The 16,396-nt window shown below is 66.2% G+C and carries 14 protein-coding genes and 1 tRNA gene; 11 read left to right on the top strand and 4 right to left on the bottom strand.

Features of this window, described 5'->3' with window-relative positions; translation table 11 throughout:
* Nucleotides 1-112: 112 nt before the first annotated feature.
* The 8 genes from W7S_RS19785 (at nucleotide 113) to W7S_RS19750 (ending at nucleotide 6,910) form a co-directional block, all read left to right on the top strand.
* Complete coding sequence (locus tag W7S_RS19785; RefSeq protein WP_014380899.1) at nucleotides 113-1,036, top strand: helix-turn-helix domain-containing protein; 924 nt, start codon at nucleotides 113-115, stop codon at nucleotides 1,034-1,036.
* A 395-nt stretch (nucleotides 1,037-1,431) separates the two neighbouring features.
* Nucleotides 1,432-1,935, top strand: coding sequence for a Dps family protein (locus tag W7S_RS19780; RefSeq protein ID WP_014380898.1), 504 nt, complete (start codon nucleotides 1,432-1,434; stop codon nucleotides 1,933-1,935).
* A 36-nt stretch (nucleotides 1,936-1,971) separates the two neighbouring features.
* Nucleotides 1,972-2,628, top strand: coding sequence for a UbiX family flavin prenyltransferase (locus tag W7S_RS19775; protein WP_014385624.1), 657 nt, complete (start codon nucleotides 1,972-1,974; stop codon nucleotides 2,626-2,628).
* 10 nt (nucleotides 2,629-2,638) lie between these two features.
* Nucleotides 2,639-4,237 (top strand): UbiD family decarboxylase, encoded by a 1,599-nt coding sequence (locus W7S_RS19770; protein WP_014380896.1) that lies wholly within the window; start codon nucleotides 2,639-2,641, stop codon nucleotides 4,235-4,237.
* 7 nt (nucleotides 4,238-4,244) lie between these two features.
* A complete protein-coding gene (locus tag W7S_RS19765; protein ID WP_014385622.1) occupies nucleotides 4,245-5,246 on the top strand; it encodes an LLM class flavin-dependent oxidoreductase in 1,002 nt (333 codons plus the stop codon).
* 102 nt (nucleotides 5,247-5,348) lie between these two features.
* Nucleotides 5,349-5,777, top strand: a complete 429-nt coding sequence (locus tag W7S_RS19760) for a tautomerase family protein (protein ID WP_014383140.1) — start codon at nucleotides 5,349-5,351, stop codon at nucleotides 5,775-5,777.
* Nucleotides 5,778-5,878: 101 nt separating this feature from the next.
* Nucleotides 5,879-5,955 (top strand) — tRNA-Met (locus tag W7S_RS19755).
* A gap of 175 nt (nucleotides 5,956-6,130) precedes the next feature.
* Nucleotides 6,131-6,910, top strand: coding sequence for an RsiV family protein (locus tag W7S_RS19750; RefSeq protein ID WP_014712218.1), 780 nt, complete (start codon nucleotides 6,131-6,133; stop codon nucleotides 6,908-6,910).
* Between the two features lie 11 nt (nucleotides 6,911-6,921).
* On the opposite strand, the gene W7S_RS19745 is transcribed toward W7S_RS19750, so the two are convergent.
* Both W7S_RS19745 and W7S_RS19740 read right to left on the bottom strand, forming a co-directional pair.
* Nucleotides 6,922-7,410, bottom strand: a complete 489-nt coding sequence (locus W7S_RS19745; protein WP_008259599.1) for a glutathione peroxidase — start codon at nucleotides 7,408-7,410, stop codon at nucleotides 6,922-6,924.
* A 20-nt stretch (nucleotides 7,411-7,430) separates the two neighbouring features.
* The gene (locus W7S_RS19740) at nucleotides 7,431-7,967 is read right to left on the bottom strand and encodes a hypothetical protein (RefSeq protein WP_014385621.1); all 537 of its coding nucleotides are present in this window, start codon (nucleotides 7,965-7,967) and stop codon (nucleotides 7,431-7,433) included.
* A 271-nt stretch (nucleotides 7,968-8,238) separates the two neighbouring features.
* Here W7S_RS19740 and W7S_RS19735 point away from each other — a divergent pair, with 271 nt between their 5' ends.
* Nucleotides 8,239-9,531 (top strand): MCE family protein, encoded by a 1,293-nt coding sequence (locus W7S_RS19735; RefSeq protein ID WP_014712217.1) that lies wholly within the window; start codon nucleotides 8,239-8,241, stop codon nucleotides 9,529-9,531.
* 50 nt (nucleotides 9,532-9,581) lie between these two features.
* Here W7S_RS19735 and W7S_RS19730 read toward each other — a convergent pair whose 3' ends face one another.
* Together W7S_RS19730 and W7S_RS19725 are read right to left on the bottom strand one after the other, a co-directional pair.
* Nucleotides 9,582-10,499, bottom strand: coding sequence for a DMT family transporter (locus W7S_RS19730; RefSeq protein ID WP_014712216.1), 918 nt, complete (start codon nucleotides 10,497-10,499; stop codon nucleotides 9,582-9,584).
* Between the two features lie 103 nt (nucleotides 10,500-10,602).
* A complete protein-coding gene (locus W7S_RS19725; RefSeq protein WP_014712215.1) occupies nucleotides 10,603-11,481 on the bottom strand; it encodes an oxidoreductase in 879 nt (292 codons plus the stop codon).
* Nucleotides 11,482-11,667: 186 nt separating this feature from the next.
* Here W7S_RS19725 and W7S_RS19720 point away from each other — a divergent pair, with 186 nt between their 5' ends.
* Nucleotides 11,668-12,699, top strand: a complete 1,032-nt coding sequence (locus tag W7S_RS19720) for a diacylglycerol kinase family protein (protein ID WP_014712214.1) — start codon at nucleotides 11,668-11,670, stop codon at nucleotides 12,697-12,699.
* Between the two features lie 434 nt (nucleotides 12,700-13,133).
* Nucleotides 13,134-16,382, top strand: a complete 3,249-nt coding sequence (locus tag W7S_RS19715; protein ID WP_014712213.1) for a thioester reductase domain-containing protein — start codon at nucleotides 13,134-13,136, stop codon at nucleotides 16,380-16,382.
* Nucleotides 16,383-16,396: the final 14 nt, after the last annotated feature.

Below are 16,396 nucleotides of genomic sequence, written 5' to 3'. Positions count from 1 at the left end.
TCATCGGTGGCTGAAGGCCCGACACCGAGTCGAGACTTGTCTGTGTGATCTCGGATGACCGCGACCGGTCCGCGCGCGGCGTCCACACGGCGCCTGGGCAGGGCGTCCAAGCATGACTGGGCCCGCATTCGTCACGCCCGAAGATGTTTCTGAGTGCCTGGGCTTCAAGCCCGGACAACGCATCACAGGCTCCGGCGGTGTTCTTACCGCAGCGATCTGGCGGTTCGAAAACAAATCGGCATACGAATTGGTGGGTCCGGCCGTCGACACCACGGACCTTATCGCCATGCCCCTGAGCGGACATCACCACCACACGTACTTTGGTGACGGGCGCCGCAAATGGGGCCGCGAACATCCGGCTTTCCACATGAACGTTGTGGTCGCCGGCGAACAGCCAAGAGGAGTATTCAGCGCTGAGCGGCCATTTAGTTATCTGCACGTGTATGTGCCGCACGCGATGGTGGAAAGGCTCGCGGTGGAAAGCGGCGCCGCCAACGTGGCTCGGTCGGTCACGTTGATCGATCCAATGTGTTCCCGGGACCCTTTGGCAGAGAGCATATGCCGGCAGATCGTTCGCGAAATGACTCACCGGGACGGGTGTTCCCGGATGATGATTGACTCTCTCGGTCAACAACTCGTTGTTCGACTTATACGCCAGCACTCGAGTGTGTCGGGATCCCCGTCCTTAGCGAAGAAAAGCGGTCCAGGCTATCGGGATTGGCGCCTGCGGCGCGCAATCGACTACCTAGAGGCGCACCTCTCGGATGATGTCGGCCTGAACGAACTGGCGGCGGTGGTGGGCTTGTCGACGACACGCCTTTCAGGACTGTTCCTGGAGGGCACCGGAGAGCCGCCGCACCGGTGGCTGATGAATCGTCGGTTCATGCACGCCTGTGAGCTGCTGGGCAACCCGTCACTGAGCATCACCGATATCGCCCACCAATGCGGGTTCGCGAGTTCTCAGCATTTGGCGGCGGTGATGCGCCGGAGGCTCGCGACGACGCCGACCGCCTACCGCCGGGACTTGCTCGCGTGACGCGTGGGATTTCGACAGGCCGGAGGCTGGCGACAGTGCGTGCGTCGAGCGCAATCACCGCGCGCAGTGTGTGCACAACGGCAGCGATTTGCACGGGACTTTCTCGCTTCGGCTGAACAAGGCGGCGCAGCAGAGCGCCCAGGCGTTTGTACGGCCATGGCGCTAATTGTGGGAAAGATGTCCCGTCTGATAAGTGGGCACAACCTTTCGGCAACGCATAGTGAACCGAAGGGTTCCGGAGCATGGGCCGTCGGACCCCTTATGGCGTGAAGATCGACGACCCCGCATGACTAGCCACCGGCGGATGCGACGGCCGTTCGGTTCGCCGCAGACTTGGATCCACGACGGAAGGATTGCCGTGGGTACCGCCACCCGGCCCCCATCTGAAGGGAAGCATGATGACGATCTCACTGTCCGCCAACCGGCGTAACGCCGCCGACGTACGGCCCTTTCGGGCCGCGGCGAGCCTGTTCGAAGACCTGCAGAGGGTCCTGGTCGACCTGATCGAACTGCACCTGCAAGGCAAACAGGCGCACTGGAACCTCGTCGGCACGAACTTCCGCGACCTGCACCTGCAACTTGACGCCATCGTGGACACCGCCCGCGAGGCCAGCGACACAATCGCCGAACGACTGCGCGCGTTGGACGCGGTCCCGGACGGCCGCTCGGACACGGTGGTGGCGACGACGACGGTTCCGGCTATCCCCCCGGGTCTGATCGGCGCCGCCGAAGCCGTTGACCTGATCACCACCCGCATCTACGCCGTCGTCGGCACCATCCGCGCCGTGCACGACGACGTCGACGCTGCTGACCCCGCGACCGCCGACCTATTGCACGCCATCATCGATGACCTCGAGAAAGAGGCGTGGCTGCTGAAGTCGGAAAACGTTACGCCGTAGCTGTTCTCGAGCGGCGATCCGTGAAAGGAGGAGGTCATGAGATTGGTGATTGCCATGACCGGAGCGACCGGTGCCGCTCTGGGCATCCGCCTACTGGAAACCCTCGGGCACTTGGGTGTCGAGACGCACCTGGTGTTGAGTGACTGGGCGCGGGCGACGATCAAGCTCGAGACCGATACCAGCGTCGAGGCGGTTCGGGCGTTGGCCTCACACGCGTACAGCGCACGCGACCTCGCCGCCGGCATCTCCAGTGGATCGTTCCGCACCGACGGCATGGTGGTCTGCCCGTGCAGCATGAAGACGTTGAGCGCCATCCGAATCGGCTTCAGCGACAACCTGATCACGCGCGCCGCCGACGTGACGCTCAAGGAACGACGCAGGCTGGTCCTGGTCGCGCGCGAGGCCCCGTTGAGTGAGATCCACTTGGAGAACATGCACTACCTGGCGCGAGCCGGAGCCGTGATCTTCCCACCGACGGTGGCGTACTACGCGCGGCCCACCTCGGTCGACGAAGTGACCGATTATGTGGTCGGCCGGGTCCTTGATCAGCTCGGCATCGAACACAGTCTGATCAAGCGCTGGAAGGACGATCAGCAACACCCAAACGGCGACTCAGCTCTAACGGAGGCCGACCGGTGGGCCACCCGGATCGAGCAGGAGTTGCGCCAGCCGCTGTGCGCCCCGATCGAGTGAGGAGACCGAAATGACCACGGGCACAAGCCTGCCGGAAACGACGAGTATCACCCAACCGGACGGGGCCGGTGCGGGACCCGACCTGCGTAGCTGGCTGGCAACACTGGAAGCGGCGGACCAGTTGCGTCGGGTCAGAGCCGCTGTCGACTGGGACCAGGAAATCGGTGCGATCACCCGCGCCAACCTGTCTCTGGGCGGCCCGGCTCTGCTGTTCGAAAACATTGTCGGCCATGAGAACACCAGGTGCACAAAGCTGTTGACGTCGGCACTGGGCAGCCGGCGCCAGGTCCAACTGATGCTCGGGCTGCCAGAAGGCACCAGCGATTCGGCCATCGTTCGTCACTTGCGAGAGGCGTTCAAAAAGCCCATCCCACCACGCGTTGTCGACTCGGGCCCGGTCAAAGAGAACATCGTCGAAGGCGACGACATCAATTTGTGGGAGCTCCCCGTCCCGAAGTGGCACGGTGAGGACGGCGGCCGCTACATCGACACCTTCTGCGGCGTCGTCACCGAAGACAAGGTAACCGGACGCGACAACATTGGTCTCTACCGCGGCCAGATCGTCGACCGCGACAAGATCGCCAAATTGTTGGTGCCCAGCCAGGGCTGGGGCGGCCATATGGAGGAATACAAGCCAGAGCCGATGCCGGTTGCGGTTGTCTATGGGTGGCACGACGTGCTGCCGTTCTGCGCCGGCAGCCCCTTTCCCAAGAACGTCTGTGAGTGGGACATGATGGGGGCGCTGCTCGGCCGACCCGTTGACCTGGTGCCCTGCGAATCTGTGCCGTTGCACGTGCCGGCGACCGCGGAGATCGTCGTCGAGGGCTTCATCGATCCCGACCCCTCGACGTTCGTCGTAGAGGGTCCGTTCGCCGAGTATCCGGGCTTCATCGGCGGCGCGGCACCGGCGCCGGTCCTGCGGGTCACCCGCATCACCCACCGCAACGACCCGGTGCTTCGCGGCACCCTCGAGGGCATCCGGCCGGGGATGTTCAACGAGGACAGCATCACCAACTTCGCACGGTCGGCGATCACCTGGAACGTGCTCGACGATCTTGGCATCGGCGGCATCACCGACCTCTGGATGACCGAGGTGACCAACGGCCAGAACACACTGGTGCAGATCCAGAAGCGGTACCGCGGCCACGCGCAACAGATCGCCGCGGCGCTCTGGGGCACCGGGGGATCGGTGTGGTTCCACAAAAACGTGATGGTCGTCGAGGAGGACATCGACATCCACGATCCGGTCGCGCTGGATTGGGCCATGTCCTATCGGGTCAACGCGGGGCTCGGCGACATCGCTTTCTTTGGACCGGGTTTGGGCTCCTCGCTCGATCCGTCGACCCCGCCGGAGAAGAACGACACCAACAAGTACGGGGCCGGCCAGTGGACGCGGGTGCTCATCGACGCCACCCGTAGCTGGGAGATCGAGCCTCGCGCGGAATGGGGCGGGCGCCGCTTCCCGCCGACCGATCGGTTATCGCCCGAGCTGGAATCCAAAATTGCCGGCCGGTGGGAAGAGTACGGGATCGGCATCCCGTACCTCGACGACGAAGGACGCGAAATGCTGACGCTGCAAAAACTCAGCAAGCGAATGCCGGAGGTGTAGAGAGGCGATGACGGATGTTGCGGTAAGCGTCGCGTTACCACCGTCGATCGAGTCGGCTCAGCACATTGCCTCAGCGGAGAAACTTGGCTATCGGCGCGCCTACTGTTACGACAGTCCGTTCGGTGGTGATGACGTCTGGCTGGCCTTGCACCGCGCCGCCGAGCGGACGACGACGATTGAGCTGGGTCCCGCGGTACTGATTCCGACACAGCGTCATCCGTTGGTCAACGCCGCAGAGACCGTCTCACTGCACCGAGTGGCACCCGGACGCATTCTGACGTCGTTCGGCACAGGATTCTCCAGCCGCGCGGCCATCGGCCAGCCCCCGATCGCATGGTCGTACATGGAGGCCTATATCCGTGCCTACCAGGCGCTGTTGGCCGGCGAGGTGGTCGACTGGGAAGGTGCGGCCATAAAATTGATGCTCAGCTCATCGCAATCGGAGGTGCTGCCCCTGCGAATCCCGTTGCTGCTGGCGGCAACCGGTCCCAAGGGTGCAGGCGTCGCCAAGCGGGTCGGCGCCGACGGGATCATCTCGATGTTCAATGTCGTGCCCGGACAGCGTGATTTTGCGCGCACAGTGGTAGCGACAATGGGCACCGTACTCGACGAAGGGGAGAGCCTGGCAGACGAACGGGTCCGCTCGGCGGTGGGTGCCCCCTGGGCGGCGGCATATCATTTCGTCTACACCACGCAGGGTGCCGACGCGTTGCGCGAGATGCCGGGTGGCGCAGCGTGGTTGGACGTGATCGAGCGGATCCCGCAACGCCTGCGCCACTTACACATTCACCAGGGGACCATGGTCGAGATGAACACGGCCGACATGGCGGCCTGGCATGCCGGAGGCTACGCCTCGGTTCCGTCGGTCACCCTGAGCGGATCGGCCGACGCGGTCGGGAGGGCCGTCGCGGCGATGGCGGAGGCCGGTGCCACCGAGGTCATGATCGAGCCCTCGGGACCCGACATCCCATGCGAACTCGAAAGATTCATGGCGGCCGTGCGTGGTTAGCACGGCCGGTTCGGTCGCCCCGATGGGGTCGCTGATCTGCTCGCCTTCCTTGGCGGCATAGCGCCGGCCAAATCCCTACTCGTTCGAAAGGACTCCCACGAAATGCCCGTCTACCAGTGTTACAGTCCGCCAGGACTGCTGAGCGAGTCGGCGAAGGCTCGAATCGCCGACGAGATCACCACCATTCACACCAGCGCCACCGGAGCACCGGAATTATTCGTCAACGTTCTTTTCCACGAGATCCCGGTGGGTGACTGCTTCGTTGGCCGCAAACAGGCGAGCCACTCCTACCTGTTCGGCGCCATCCGCCACGGGCGCGATGCCGCGACCCGCCAAACGATGCTGCGCGAATTCTCGCGGATGTGGAGTCGTGCCACCGGCCAGTCTGAAGCCGAATTTCTCGTCGCGTTGACCGAAGTCGACCCGGCAAATGCAATGGAGGCTGGATTGGTTTTGCCTGAGCCTGGTCGCGAACAGGAGTGGTTCGACGAGAACCGGGTCAGATTGACGCAAATGGGGATGGCGCTCTGACGCGCCCGGCGCAGTCCTGTCAGCGAACGCCGGGCCGCTCACCCCGCTGAGCGCGCGATTTGGTCGCCGTGACACCGGTTCGGTAACCTGGCATTCACCAACGCGGGGTGGAGCAGCTCGGTAGCTCGCTGGGCTCATAACCCAGAGGTCGCAGGTTCGAATCCTGTCCCCGCTACCAGGTAAAACGGCGCCCGGAGATTGCTCCGGGGGCCGTTTTCACGCCCGGCGGGGGCGTTGGCGCGAACGTTCGCAAAGCGAATGATCAGTCGGGAACGTGTTCGCCAAGCACGCGATGGCATATCTTTACCTCCGTCCGTCGCATCGGTACCGCGAGTTGTCGGAGGAGATCCCACATGCGCAGCATCCAGGTGGCAGCGTCCGCCACGGCCCTCGTGCTCTTCGGCTCGGCCGGCGTCGCCGCCGCCGCGCCGCCGAAGGACTACTGCGCCGAGCTCAAGGGCGCCAACACCGGCCAGGCATGCCAGATCCAGATGGCCGACCCCGGCTACAACGTCAACATCAGCTTCCCGGTCAACTACCCCGACGAGAAGTCCGTGGCGGACTTCATCACCAAGGAGCGCGACGATTTCCTCAACGCCGCCAAATCGTCCGCACCCCGCGACCAGCCCTACCAACTGACCATTTCGTCGACGAATTACGGGTCAGCGATACCACCGCGCGGCACCGAGGCCGTGGTGTTCAAGGTCGTCGAGAACACCGGCGCCCCCAAGACGACGTTCAAGTCGTTCAACTGGGACCAGACCTATCGCAAGGCGATCGTGTGGACCGCCGCCTCGGACGACAAGAACAACACGCCCTTGTGGCGCGTCGACGACCCGCTGCAGACAGTCGCGCCGATCGTGCAGAGCGAGCTGCAGAAGCAGGCCGCGCCGCCCGCGAACCCGGCGCAGACCCCGCCGGCGAACCAGCCGCAGACCACACCGCCCGCGAACCAGACGCCGACGGCGCCGCCGGTGGCCATCGCGCCGGCCGCCGCCTACGACCCGGCGAACTACCAGAATTTCGCCGTCACCAACGATGGCGTGATCTTCTTTTTCGACCAAGGTCGCATGGTGCCCGACGCCACTCAGGTGTTGGTGCCGCGCTCCGCGATCGACCCGATGCTCGCCTAGCGAGCGCCGACCTACCGCGGCAGCACGGCCTCGATGGCGCTGATGACCTCGGGGGCGTCGGGCTCGGTGCGGGGCCGGAAGCGCTGCACCACCGCACCGTCGGGTGCGAGGAGGAACTTCTCGAAGTTCCACTGGATGTCTCCCGCCTGGCCGTCGGCGTCGGCGGCTTTGGTCAACTCGGCGTAGAGCGGGTGGCGGCCGTCGCCGTTGACGTCGGTCTTCGCCAGCAACGGGAACGTCACTCCGTAGGTCGTCGAGCAGAACTCCTGGATCTCGTCGGCCGTGCCGGGTTCCTGTCCCATGAACTGGTTACACGGGACGCCGACGACGGTCAGGCCGCGGTCGCGGTAGTCCTTGGCCAGCTTCTCCAGGGCCGTGTACTGCGGAGTGAGCCCGCATTTGGAGGCCACGTTGACGACGAGCGTTGCGCCGTCGGACAATTCGGCCAGCGTGGTGGGCCGGCCGTCGAGGGTGTTCAGGGCGATGTCTTTGAGGGTCACGCCGACGACGCTAACGCAGATCAGAGCCAACCGGTACGGGCGGCGGCAACCGGCTCGGCGGGTTCGGGGGCCAGCTCCCCGTCCCGCACACCGTCGAGCAACCGCTTCACCGCGGCGACGATCTCCGGCGCCGCGGCGGCGAGCCCTTCCTTGTCGGCCTCGCTGACCGCGTCGGCGTCGACGCCGGCCCGGGTCAGCACGGCGGACGGGTCGGCCAGCTGCTCGGCCAGCCACGACACCGGGTCCGCTGAGAGCTCCGGGACGAAGTGCCGGCGTCCGGGTTCCCAGCCGTCGAAACGCGGGTGGTGATGGGCCCGGTCCAGCGTCCCCGGTGGGCTTTCCGTCGATCCGAAAAGGTCCACCCGCCACACCGGGCGGGTGAAGGCGATCGGGACACCGGCATAGATCGAGCCCTGGGGCTCGGCCCGGTCGACGAGGCGCAGTTCCAGTCTGACGCCCCGCTCCGGGGTTTCCTGACCTTCGAGCGGGGACGGGTCGACGAAATACATGTCGCCGACGACCACACCCAGGGATTCGAATCCGAACGCTGCGAGCATTGCGCACCTCTCCTTACCGCTACCCGAGCGTAGACCCGCACGCGGACGGGTGCGCCGCCACCGAAGAGGGGACGCGCCAGCGCGTCTCGTAAAGTTGAGCGCTGGAACAGGCGCCAACACGAATTTTGTTAATGGCGGTTCGCATAAGTGCGGGCGCCGCGGTAGATTTTAATGATCTTTCTATCAAGGGCTCCTGGTATCGGCTCTGACCCGGGGGAGAACGTAAGGGGCGGCGACGGTGGTATCGAGACAGCAGAGTCCCGGTTCACCTGTGCAGATCAACTCGCAGCGGACCCCGCCCTATAAGTGGATCGCGGTCGCCACGCTGCTCGTGCTCGCGGTGATCTTCACCTTGGTGTACATCCAGTTCCGGGGCGGCTTCACGCCGAAGACCGAGTTGACGATGCTGGCGTCGCGGGCTGGGTTGGTGATGGATCCGGGGTCGAAGGTGACCTATAACGGGGTGGAGATCGGGCGGGTCGGCAAGATCGCGGAGACGGTGCGTGATGGCAAGCCGGCGGCGAAGTTCACGCTGGAGGTCTATCCGCGGTATTTGGCGTTGATCCCGTCGAATGTGAATGCCGATATCAAGGCGACGACGGTGTTCGGTGGCAAGTATGTGTCGTTGACGACGCCGGCGCACCCGTCGCCGCAGAAGATCTCGGCGCACACCGTGCTGGATGCGCGTTCGGTGACCACCGAGATCAACACGCTGTTTCAGACGATCACCTCGATCGCGCAGAAGGTCGATCCGGTCAAGTTGAATCTGACGTTGAGCGCGGCGGCGCAGTCGTTGGCCGGGTTGGGGGAGAAGTTCGGGCAGTCGGTGGTCAACGCCAATACGCTCCTCGACGACGTGAATCCGCGGATGCCGCAGGCGCGCAAGGACATTCAGCGGCTGGCGGCGCTGGGGGACACGTATGCGGACGCCTCGCCGGATCTGTTCGACTTCTTGAACAACGCGGTGGTCACCTCGCGCACGATCAACGCGCAGCAAAAGGATTTGGATCAGGCGTTGTTGTCGGCGGCCGGGTTCGGCAACACCGGGGCCGACTTGTTCACCAAGGGCGGCCCGTATCTGGCCCGCGGGGCCGCCGACCTGGTGCCCACGGCCCAACTGCTCGACACCTACAGCCCCGAGATCTATTGCCTGATGCGCAGCGAAGTCGATGCGCTGGGCCCCACGGGCGCGGCCGAAGGCGGCTTCAACGGTTACTCGCTGAACATGGACACCGAGGTGCTCTCCGGGCTCGGACTGATCGCGAACCCGGTGTCCGCGGTGCCCGTCATCGCGTCGCTGGTGGGCGGCATCGCCGGGGTGGTCGGCGGGGCGCCCAACCCCTACATCTGGCCCGAGAACCTGCCACGCGTGAACGCCCGCGGCGGCCCCGGCGGCGCCCCGGGTTGCTGGCAGAAGATCAGCCGCGACCTGTGGCCCGCACCCGAGTTGGTCATGGACACCGGCAACAGCATCGCGCCCTACAACCACCTGGACACCGGATCGCCGTACGCGATCGAGTACGTCTGGGGCCGCCAGGTCGGCGACAACACCATCAACCCGTAGCAGCCGAAAAGCTTGCTAGAGGCGGTGATTCGCGTCCCGCTCCGGCCCGCTCACGCTTGGGTGGCGGCGGTCGGCCGCTCATTGGATTTCACGTCGCGCCCCGCGCCGGCCGACACCGTGGCCGCCTCACCGCGCGCCAGGCCCACCGTCGCGACGATCACCACCACCGCCGTCACCGCCAGGACAAACCACTCCCAGCCGCCGGCCGCAAGCGTCTCGCCGAGCACGACGATTCCGAGGATCCCGCCCACCACGGGCTTCGCCACGATGATCGTCGGCAGCGACGCGGTGAGCGCGCCGGCCCGATACGCCGATTGGTGATAGATCATCCCGGCCACCCCGCAGCCCACCAGGGCATAGAGCTCGAAGGATTGCCACACCTGGCCCGGATGGCGCTCGAGGATGTCGACAACGCCCTTCATCAGGACCGCGAACACCGCCAGCAGCGAGCCGGCCACCGCCGCAAGCAGCAGCGCCGCGACGGGACGATCCACCCAGATGCGGGCGCCCAACAAGCCCAGCAGCAACAGCGGGCCGATCACCGCGGCCACCACGAGCCACGTCTGCAGCGGCGCCCGCTGCTGACCGCCGGTCGGGTCTCCGATCGCGATGAGCACCGCCAGCGCGACCGCCAGCAGCAGCGCCCAGGTCCACTCCCGGCGCGTGATCGGGTGATGGCTCATCCGCGCGTAAATCGGCAGCGCGAACAGCAGCGCCGTCACCTGCAGCGACATCACCAGCAACACCGAGCCCTTGTCGAGGGCGGCGGCCAGCAGCACGTAACTGCCGATGTCGCCCAAACCGCCCAGCCACCACCGGGTGTCGCGCAGCAACATGCCGAACAACGTCAGGTGGCCCACCCGCCCGTCGGTGACCTCCTGCGCGGACCGCTGACGCACGACGTTGCCGATCGCGGATGCCAGCGCGGCACACAGGGCGAGAATGGCCGCCAGATGCACGTCGGACATGGCATAACCTCCTCACCCAGCTGGCTTGTGCTCGAACTACTAATTTAATCGCGGCGCCGACCCGCGCGCCCCGCGGTTGCCCAGCCGCACAGACGCGGCCCGCTCAGAGCGGGAATGCGGTTCCGGTGAGCCGCTCGGACAGTTCCCAGAGCGCGGCGGCGGTGCCCGCGCTCTTGGCCGGCCAGTTGCGCCACGTCGGTTGGGTGCGACCGTACAGCCCGAACCGCGGGCCGACGAAGGTGTTGCCCGGCAAATCCTGCGACACCGCGTACAACGTCTGGCGGGCGCCGAACTCCGCGTCGGTCGACACGATGCGGTCGACCGCCAGGACCGCCGCGTCACCCAGTTTGCGGCCGGAGTTGCCCTGCAGGTTCGTGTGCGACCATCCGGGGTGGGCGGCCAGGGCGCGCAGCGACGCGCCGACGCCGTCCAAACGCCGCTGCAGCTCGCTGGTGAACAGCAGATTGGCCAGCTTCGACTGGCTGTAGGACAGCCAGGCCGAATAGGGCCGCGACTGAAAGTTCAAGTCCTTGAGGCTGATATAGCCGAAGTGGTGCATCAGCGAGGACACCGTCACCACGCGGTCGGTCAGCTTGGGCAACAGCAGGTTGGTCAAGGCGAAGTGGCCGAGGTGATTGGTGCCGATCTGACCCTCGAAGCCGTCGACGGTCACCGCGTGTTTGGTGGCCATGATGCCGGCGTTGTTGACCAGGACGTCGACGGTGTCGATGCCCTCGGCGAAGCGCCGCACCGACGACAGGTCCTGCAGATCGAGCTGGCGCACCTCGGCCCGACCGGGGCCGGCCATGCGGGCGGCGGCGGCGGCGTGCCCCTTGTCGGTGTTGCGGACGGCCAGGATGACGTGGCCACCAACCCGCACCAACTCGCGGGCGGTGACCTCACCCAGCCCGGCGTTGGCGCCGGTGATGATGACGGTCCTTCCGGCGAACGAGGGCAGCTCCGCTGCGGTCCAATCGGCCATGGCAGACACCCTAACGACGCACCTGCCGGGCGCGCCGCTGGGCCGAGCGGCCGCGCGGTGGCGGTGAGGACGCATTGCTCGTCCGGCGGCGCTCGCAGGTATCGTGCCTGGGATGACCAGCGACATCCCACCGGCGCGGGTAGCACGACAGCGGTGTTTTGTCAGGTACGCGTGGGGGACCGCCGGATGTTTCTAGGCGTCATCGTCAATCCGAAAGCGCGGAAGAATCGTGCCGCGCCCCGCGGGCGCATCGACGAACTGCGTCGCCTCGTCGGTCCCTGGGGCGAGGTGCACGAGACCGCATCCATCGACGATCTCCGCGAAACCATCGCGCAGATCGGTCCCCGGGTCACCCACCTGGTGGGCGACGGTGGCGACGGCGCGCTGCACTGGTTGATCAACGAAACCGAGCGATGCATCGGCGACCCGGAAAGTTGGCCGGCGTTCGTCCCGTCCAACGGGGGCAGCGTGAACGCGGTGGCCCGCAAGGCCCGGGTGCGCGGCCGGCCGGAGACGATCATCCGCGCATTGGTCGCCGCCGCCGAGGCCGATCAGCCTCCGCCCGAGATGTGGCTCGACACGCTGGTGCTCGACGGCGAAACCGACGACGGCGCGGCGTTTCATCGCCTCTGCTTCGGGCTGGCCGCCGGCGGGGTCGGGAACCGCTTCTACGACCGGTATTACGACGCCCCCGATCACGGTCGGCTCGCCGTCGCGCGGGTGATCGCCCGCAGCTTCGGCGACTACATCACGTCCAAGATCGCCCCGAGCCGGGTCAAGACGCCGAACTACGCCTCGATCCTGTTCACCCCCACGAGCGCCCGCGTGGTCATCGACGGCGAGGAGGTCCCGTCGCGCACGCACAGCCTGCTGCACGCCGGCGCGATCGATCTGCGCATCGGCGGCCCGCTGCGGTTGTTCCCCAAGGCTGCCGAGCCGGGCGCGCTGCACTTTCAGGCCGGATACCTGCGGCCCTCGCGGATCGTGGCGCAGCTTCCCACGGCGCTGACCAACGGCATGCTCCGCGGCAAGGGGCTGCGCGACGTCAACGGCCACGAGATGATCATCGAGGCCGAGGACGAGCCGCTGTCACCCATCATCGACGGGGAGCGCTTCCTGGGCATCGTGAAGCTCGTGGCCCGGGCGGGACCGCGGATCCGCATCGCGCCGGTCGCCCCGTCCACCATCGCCCGCGCGCACAGCGCGCCGGCGCCGTGACGCCTGTCACTTTTTAGTTCGCAATCCACTTCCGGCGCCTGGGCACAAAAAGCCCGGAAAATCGGAATATGGAAATCTTTTCTGGCTCAGCGATTTGACCATAAGGAGACGGGGTGGCAGGGTTATTATTGCGCGCGCCACAGGACATATGAATTGCGTGGATTAGTACATCCGTACGTCAGTATCTGAGGAGAAACATCGAGCATAATTCCTGGTCACCAACCACTGAGATACTGAAGTCCGTATCGACACAGATCAGGATTTATGCAATTAAATTCCCCGCTTAAGTCGAAGCTGTGAATGTGTTGTGCATAGCCCATTAATGATGCTGGATGTTTTGCTCTTCACCGGCCGTCAGGGTTACATTGGTTTTATATTCATGACGGAAGTCGTTCCCGGGCTCAGCCCAAACCTGGAAGGGGGTCGCTCCAAAGATGGAGACGCTGATCGATTACCTGCACAAGTGGGAAGCGCTGAAGCCGGACCAGACTCTCTTCCGCTTCGTCGACGCCGACGGGCGCGAACTCGAGCACTACACCTATCAGAGCTTCGCCGACCGCACCCGCGAGCTGGCCGCCTACCTGTCCAAAGAGGCCGGCCTCAAAGCGGGCGAGCGCGCGTTGCTCGTCTACCCCCCCGGCCTGGAGATGATCGCGGCGCTGTATGCCTGCGCCCGAATCGGGGTGATCGCCGTCCCCGTCAGCCCACCGCTGCCCATGTCGTTCGAGTCCGGACTGGCCAAGCTCAGTTTCATCGCGCGGGATTGCGGCGCCAAGGCCGTGCTGTCGACGAAGCAGTTCGAGTACGACTTCCGGCTGCTGCTCGGCCAGCGCCACGGTGGGCAGGCGTGGTCCGACGCCGCCCTGCCGGAGCTGCCCTGGTTCGCCACCGACGGCGCCCAGGAATTCGGCGGCGCCCCGGTGGCGGACACGCCGGGGGACGTGCTCTTCCTGCAATACACCTCGGGCTCGACGAACGACCCCAAGGGCGTCATCGTCAGCCACGCCAACGTGATCGCCAACGGGTCCGCCTTCACCGGCGACGTGGTCCTGGCCTCGTGGCTTCCGCAGCATCACGACATGGGCCTGATCTCGGCCTACATGTTCATCCTGCTGCTGGGCGGGTCCACCCATGCGATGTCGCCGCTGGACTTCCTCGCGCGGCCCTCGTCCTGGCTTCGGCTGATCAGCGACGTGCGCGCCACGCACACGCCGGGACCGAATTTCGCGCTCGAATACTGCCTGCGTGAGGACAAGCTGCCCGCGTCCGAGCTGGCCGGTGTCGACCTGAGCAGCCTCGAGTGCATCGTCGTGGGGGCAGAACCGTTGCGGGCCAACACCTTCGACCAATTCCGGAAGCGGTTCGGCGACTACGGCCTGCGGCCCGAGGCGCTGACCGGCGCCTACGGCATGGCCGAGTCCACCCTGATCGTCTCGATCCGGGGGCGCCAGACCATCACGGTGAACAAGCGCGGGCTGGAAAAGAATGTCGCACGGGTCGAAAAGGCGTTGCCGGAGAACAGCAACCAGGTCCCGCTGGTCAGTTGCGGCAAGCCCATCGACGAAACCCTGGTTCGCATCGTCGATCCCGAATCGCGGACGGCGCTGGGCGAGGGTCGGGTCGGCGAAGTCTGGCTGGACGGGCCCTCCAAGGGCGGCGGCTACTGGAACCGCCCGGAGCTCACCGCGGAGATGTTCGGGGCCCGCATCGCCGGCGATGACCACCACACCTATCTGCGGACCGGCGATCTCGGCTTCCTCTACGAGGGTGAGCTGTTCGTCTGCGGCCGCAGCAAGGACCTGATCATCGTGCGCGGCGTCAACTGCTACCCCTCCGACGTCGAAGCCGTCGTCGAACGCTCCGCCGGCCAGGTCCGCAGCGGGTGCGTCGCCGCGCTGTCGGTCGAGCGCGACGAGCAGGAGGCGCTGGTCGTGGTCGCCGAGGTGCGAGACGAGCACAACCTGCCCGACGCGAAGGCCCTGGCCCGCGCGATCCGGCGGCACTGCCACATCGATCCGCACACCATCGTGTTCGCGCCGCCACGCAGCATCCCCAAGACGACCTCGGGCAAGATCCGGCGCGCGCGGACCCGCCAGCTGTGGCTGGACGGCACGCTGCCCGCGTTCACGAGTTGGGTCAACCCGGCGGCCACCCGGACCCGCGAGGCCGTGGAGGTCAGTGCGGGCCCGCTGGAGCGCTTCCGCAATCTCATCGAGAGCTACGACCTCACCGGCGACGAGGACTGCTCGTTCGCCGACCTCGGCATCGATTCGCTGGCGCTGGCCGAACTCCGCACCGACCTGCAGGCCGTGCTCGAGGAGCACGGCGCGGGCGAGCTCGCCGACGAGGTCAACACGCGCCTGCTGCAGCGGCTGACGGTGGCCGAATTCTTCGGGCTGATGCGCCAATTCGGCGAGGGATCCGGCCAGCCGCTGGACGCCCTGCGCCGGGCGCTGGATCAGATCTCGGCCGACTACGAGGCCTACGAGACCGCGCAGATGCGTGCCGACGCCGCCCTGCCGCTGCCCGAGCTCGCGCCCGCGCGAGCGGGTGCGCCCACCGACATCCTGCTGACCGGCGCGACCGGGTTTTTGGGGCCGTTCCTGGTGGGCAGCCTGCTCAGCCGGACGTCGTACAACGTGCACGCGCTGGTGCGAGCCACCGACGCCGCGCACGGTTTGGACCGTATCGTCGCGTCGCTGCGCCGCGCCCAGCTCTGGACGCCGGCGCTCGAGGCCGAGGTCCGGGCGCGGGTGCGGGTGATCTGTGGCGATCTCGCCGAGCCTGCGCTGGGCATCGGGGAGGCGGCCTTCCAGCAACTCGCCGAGGACGTCGACGCCGTCGTGCACAACGGCGCGCTGGTCAACTACGTGCGGACCTACGACGCGCTGCGGCCCGCGAACGTGGAAGGCACCCGCGAGCTGTTGCGGCTGGCGATGACCGCCCACCGCAAGACTTTCCACCTGGTATCGAGCACGTTCATCTACGGCTGGAGCACCGAACCGGTGGTCGGGGAGTGGGACGCGAACGAGAAGATGGCCGGGCTGGACTTCGGCTACTCGCAAACCAAGTGGGTAGGCGAGCAGCTGGCGCTGGCCGCGCAGCGGAAGGGCCTCGACGTCCGCATCTACCGGCCGTCGCTGATCTCTCCGACCCGGGCGGGCTTCGGCAGCCAGGACGACATCCTGGTGCGCCTCACGGCATTCATGATCGAGCACGGTCTGGCCGTCAACGCGCTCAACCAGATCAGCCTGCTGCCGGCGGACCTCATCGCGGATCACATCGTCGCGCTGATGGACCTCCCAGACGAGTCGGGCAGTGTCTTCAACATGACGGCCGACGACTACTACAACCTGACCGACATCACCCGGATCTTGACCGAGCGCTACGGGTACCGCTTTGAGTACCACGACATCGAATCGTTCGCCGAGCAGCTGGACCGTCGGTGCACGCCGAACGACCAGATGTATCCGCTGGTCGACTTCCTCACCCGGTCGGCGGGCAAGATCGCGGCGATGCGCGACAAGCGCTACGACAACACCCAGTACCGTCACCGGCGGGGGCTGGCCACGGTCCGCCTGCGCGAGCCGGCGCTCACCGAGACGGTCGATCACCTCGTCCGGTTCTTGCGCAGCGAGCGTCTGATCACTGAAGTAGAGGACGAGGCCCAGCGCAGCGCCTAGCACGGAAAGGGGAT

The sequence above is a fragment of the Mycobacterium sp. MOTT36Y genome (assembly GCF_000262165.1).
GTDB classification, from domain to species: Bacteria; Actinomycetota; Actinomycetes; order Mycobacteriales; family Mycobacteriaceae; genus Mycobacterium; species Mycobacterium intracellulare.
Note: the sequence above shows the minus strand (reverse complement) of the source record. Positions and strands in the feature narration are given on the sequence as shown.

Excerpts from the sequence above, each read along its gene's own strand:
- W7S_RS19715 (WP_014712213.1), top strand. The coding sequence starts at position 13,134 with ATGGAGACGCTGATCGATTACCTGCACAAGTGGGAAGCGCTGAAGCCG.
- W7S_RS19770 (WP_014380896.1), top strand. The coding sequence starts at position 2,639 with ATGACCACGGGCACAAGCCTGCCGGAAACGACGAGTATCACCCAACCG.
- W7S_RS19750 (WP_014712218.1), top strand. The coding sequence starts at position 6,131 with ATGCGCAGCATCCAGGTGGCAGCGTCCGCCACGGCCCTCGTGCTCTTC.
- W7S_RS19720 (WP_014712214.1), top strand. The coding sequence starts at position 11,668 with ATGTTTCTAGGCGTCATCGTCAATCCGAAAGCGCGGAAGAATCGTGCC.
- W7S_RS19730 (WP_014712216.1), bottom strand. The coding sequence starts at position 10,499 with ATGTCCGACGTGCATCTGGCGGCCATTCTCGCCCTGTGTGCCGCGCTG.
- W7S_RS19740 (WP_014385621.1), bottom strand. The coding sequence starts at position 7,967 with ATGCTCGCAGCGTTCGGATTCGAATCCCTGGGTGTGGTCGTCGGCGAC.
- W7S_RS19775 (WP_014385624.1), top strand. The coding sequence starts at position 1,972 with ATGAGATTGGTGATTGCCATGACCGGAGCGACCGGTGCCGCTCTGGGC.
- W7S_RS19780 (WP_014380898.1), top strand. The coding sequence starts at position 1,432 with ATGATGACGATCTCACTGTCCGCCAACCGGCGTAACGCCGCCGACGTA.
- W7S_RS19760 (WP_014383140.1), top strand. The coding sequence starts at position 5,349 with ATGCCCGTCTACCAGTGTTACAGTCCGCCAGGACTGCTGAGCGAGTCG.
- W7S_RS19765 (WP_014385622.1), top strand. The coding sequence starts at position 4,245 with ATGACGGATGTTGCGGTAAGCGTCGCGTTACCACCGTCGATCGAGTCG.
- W7S_RS19785 (WP_014380899.1), top strand. The coding sequence starts at position 113 with ATGACTGGGCCCGCATTCGTCACGCCCGAAGATGTTTCTGAGTGCCTG.
- W7S_RS19725 (WP_014712215.1), bottom strand. The coding sequence starts at position 11,481 with ATGGCCGATTGGACCGCAGCGGAGCTGCCCTCGTTCGCCGGAAGGACC.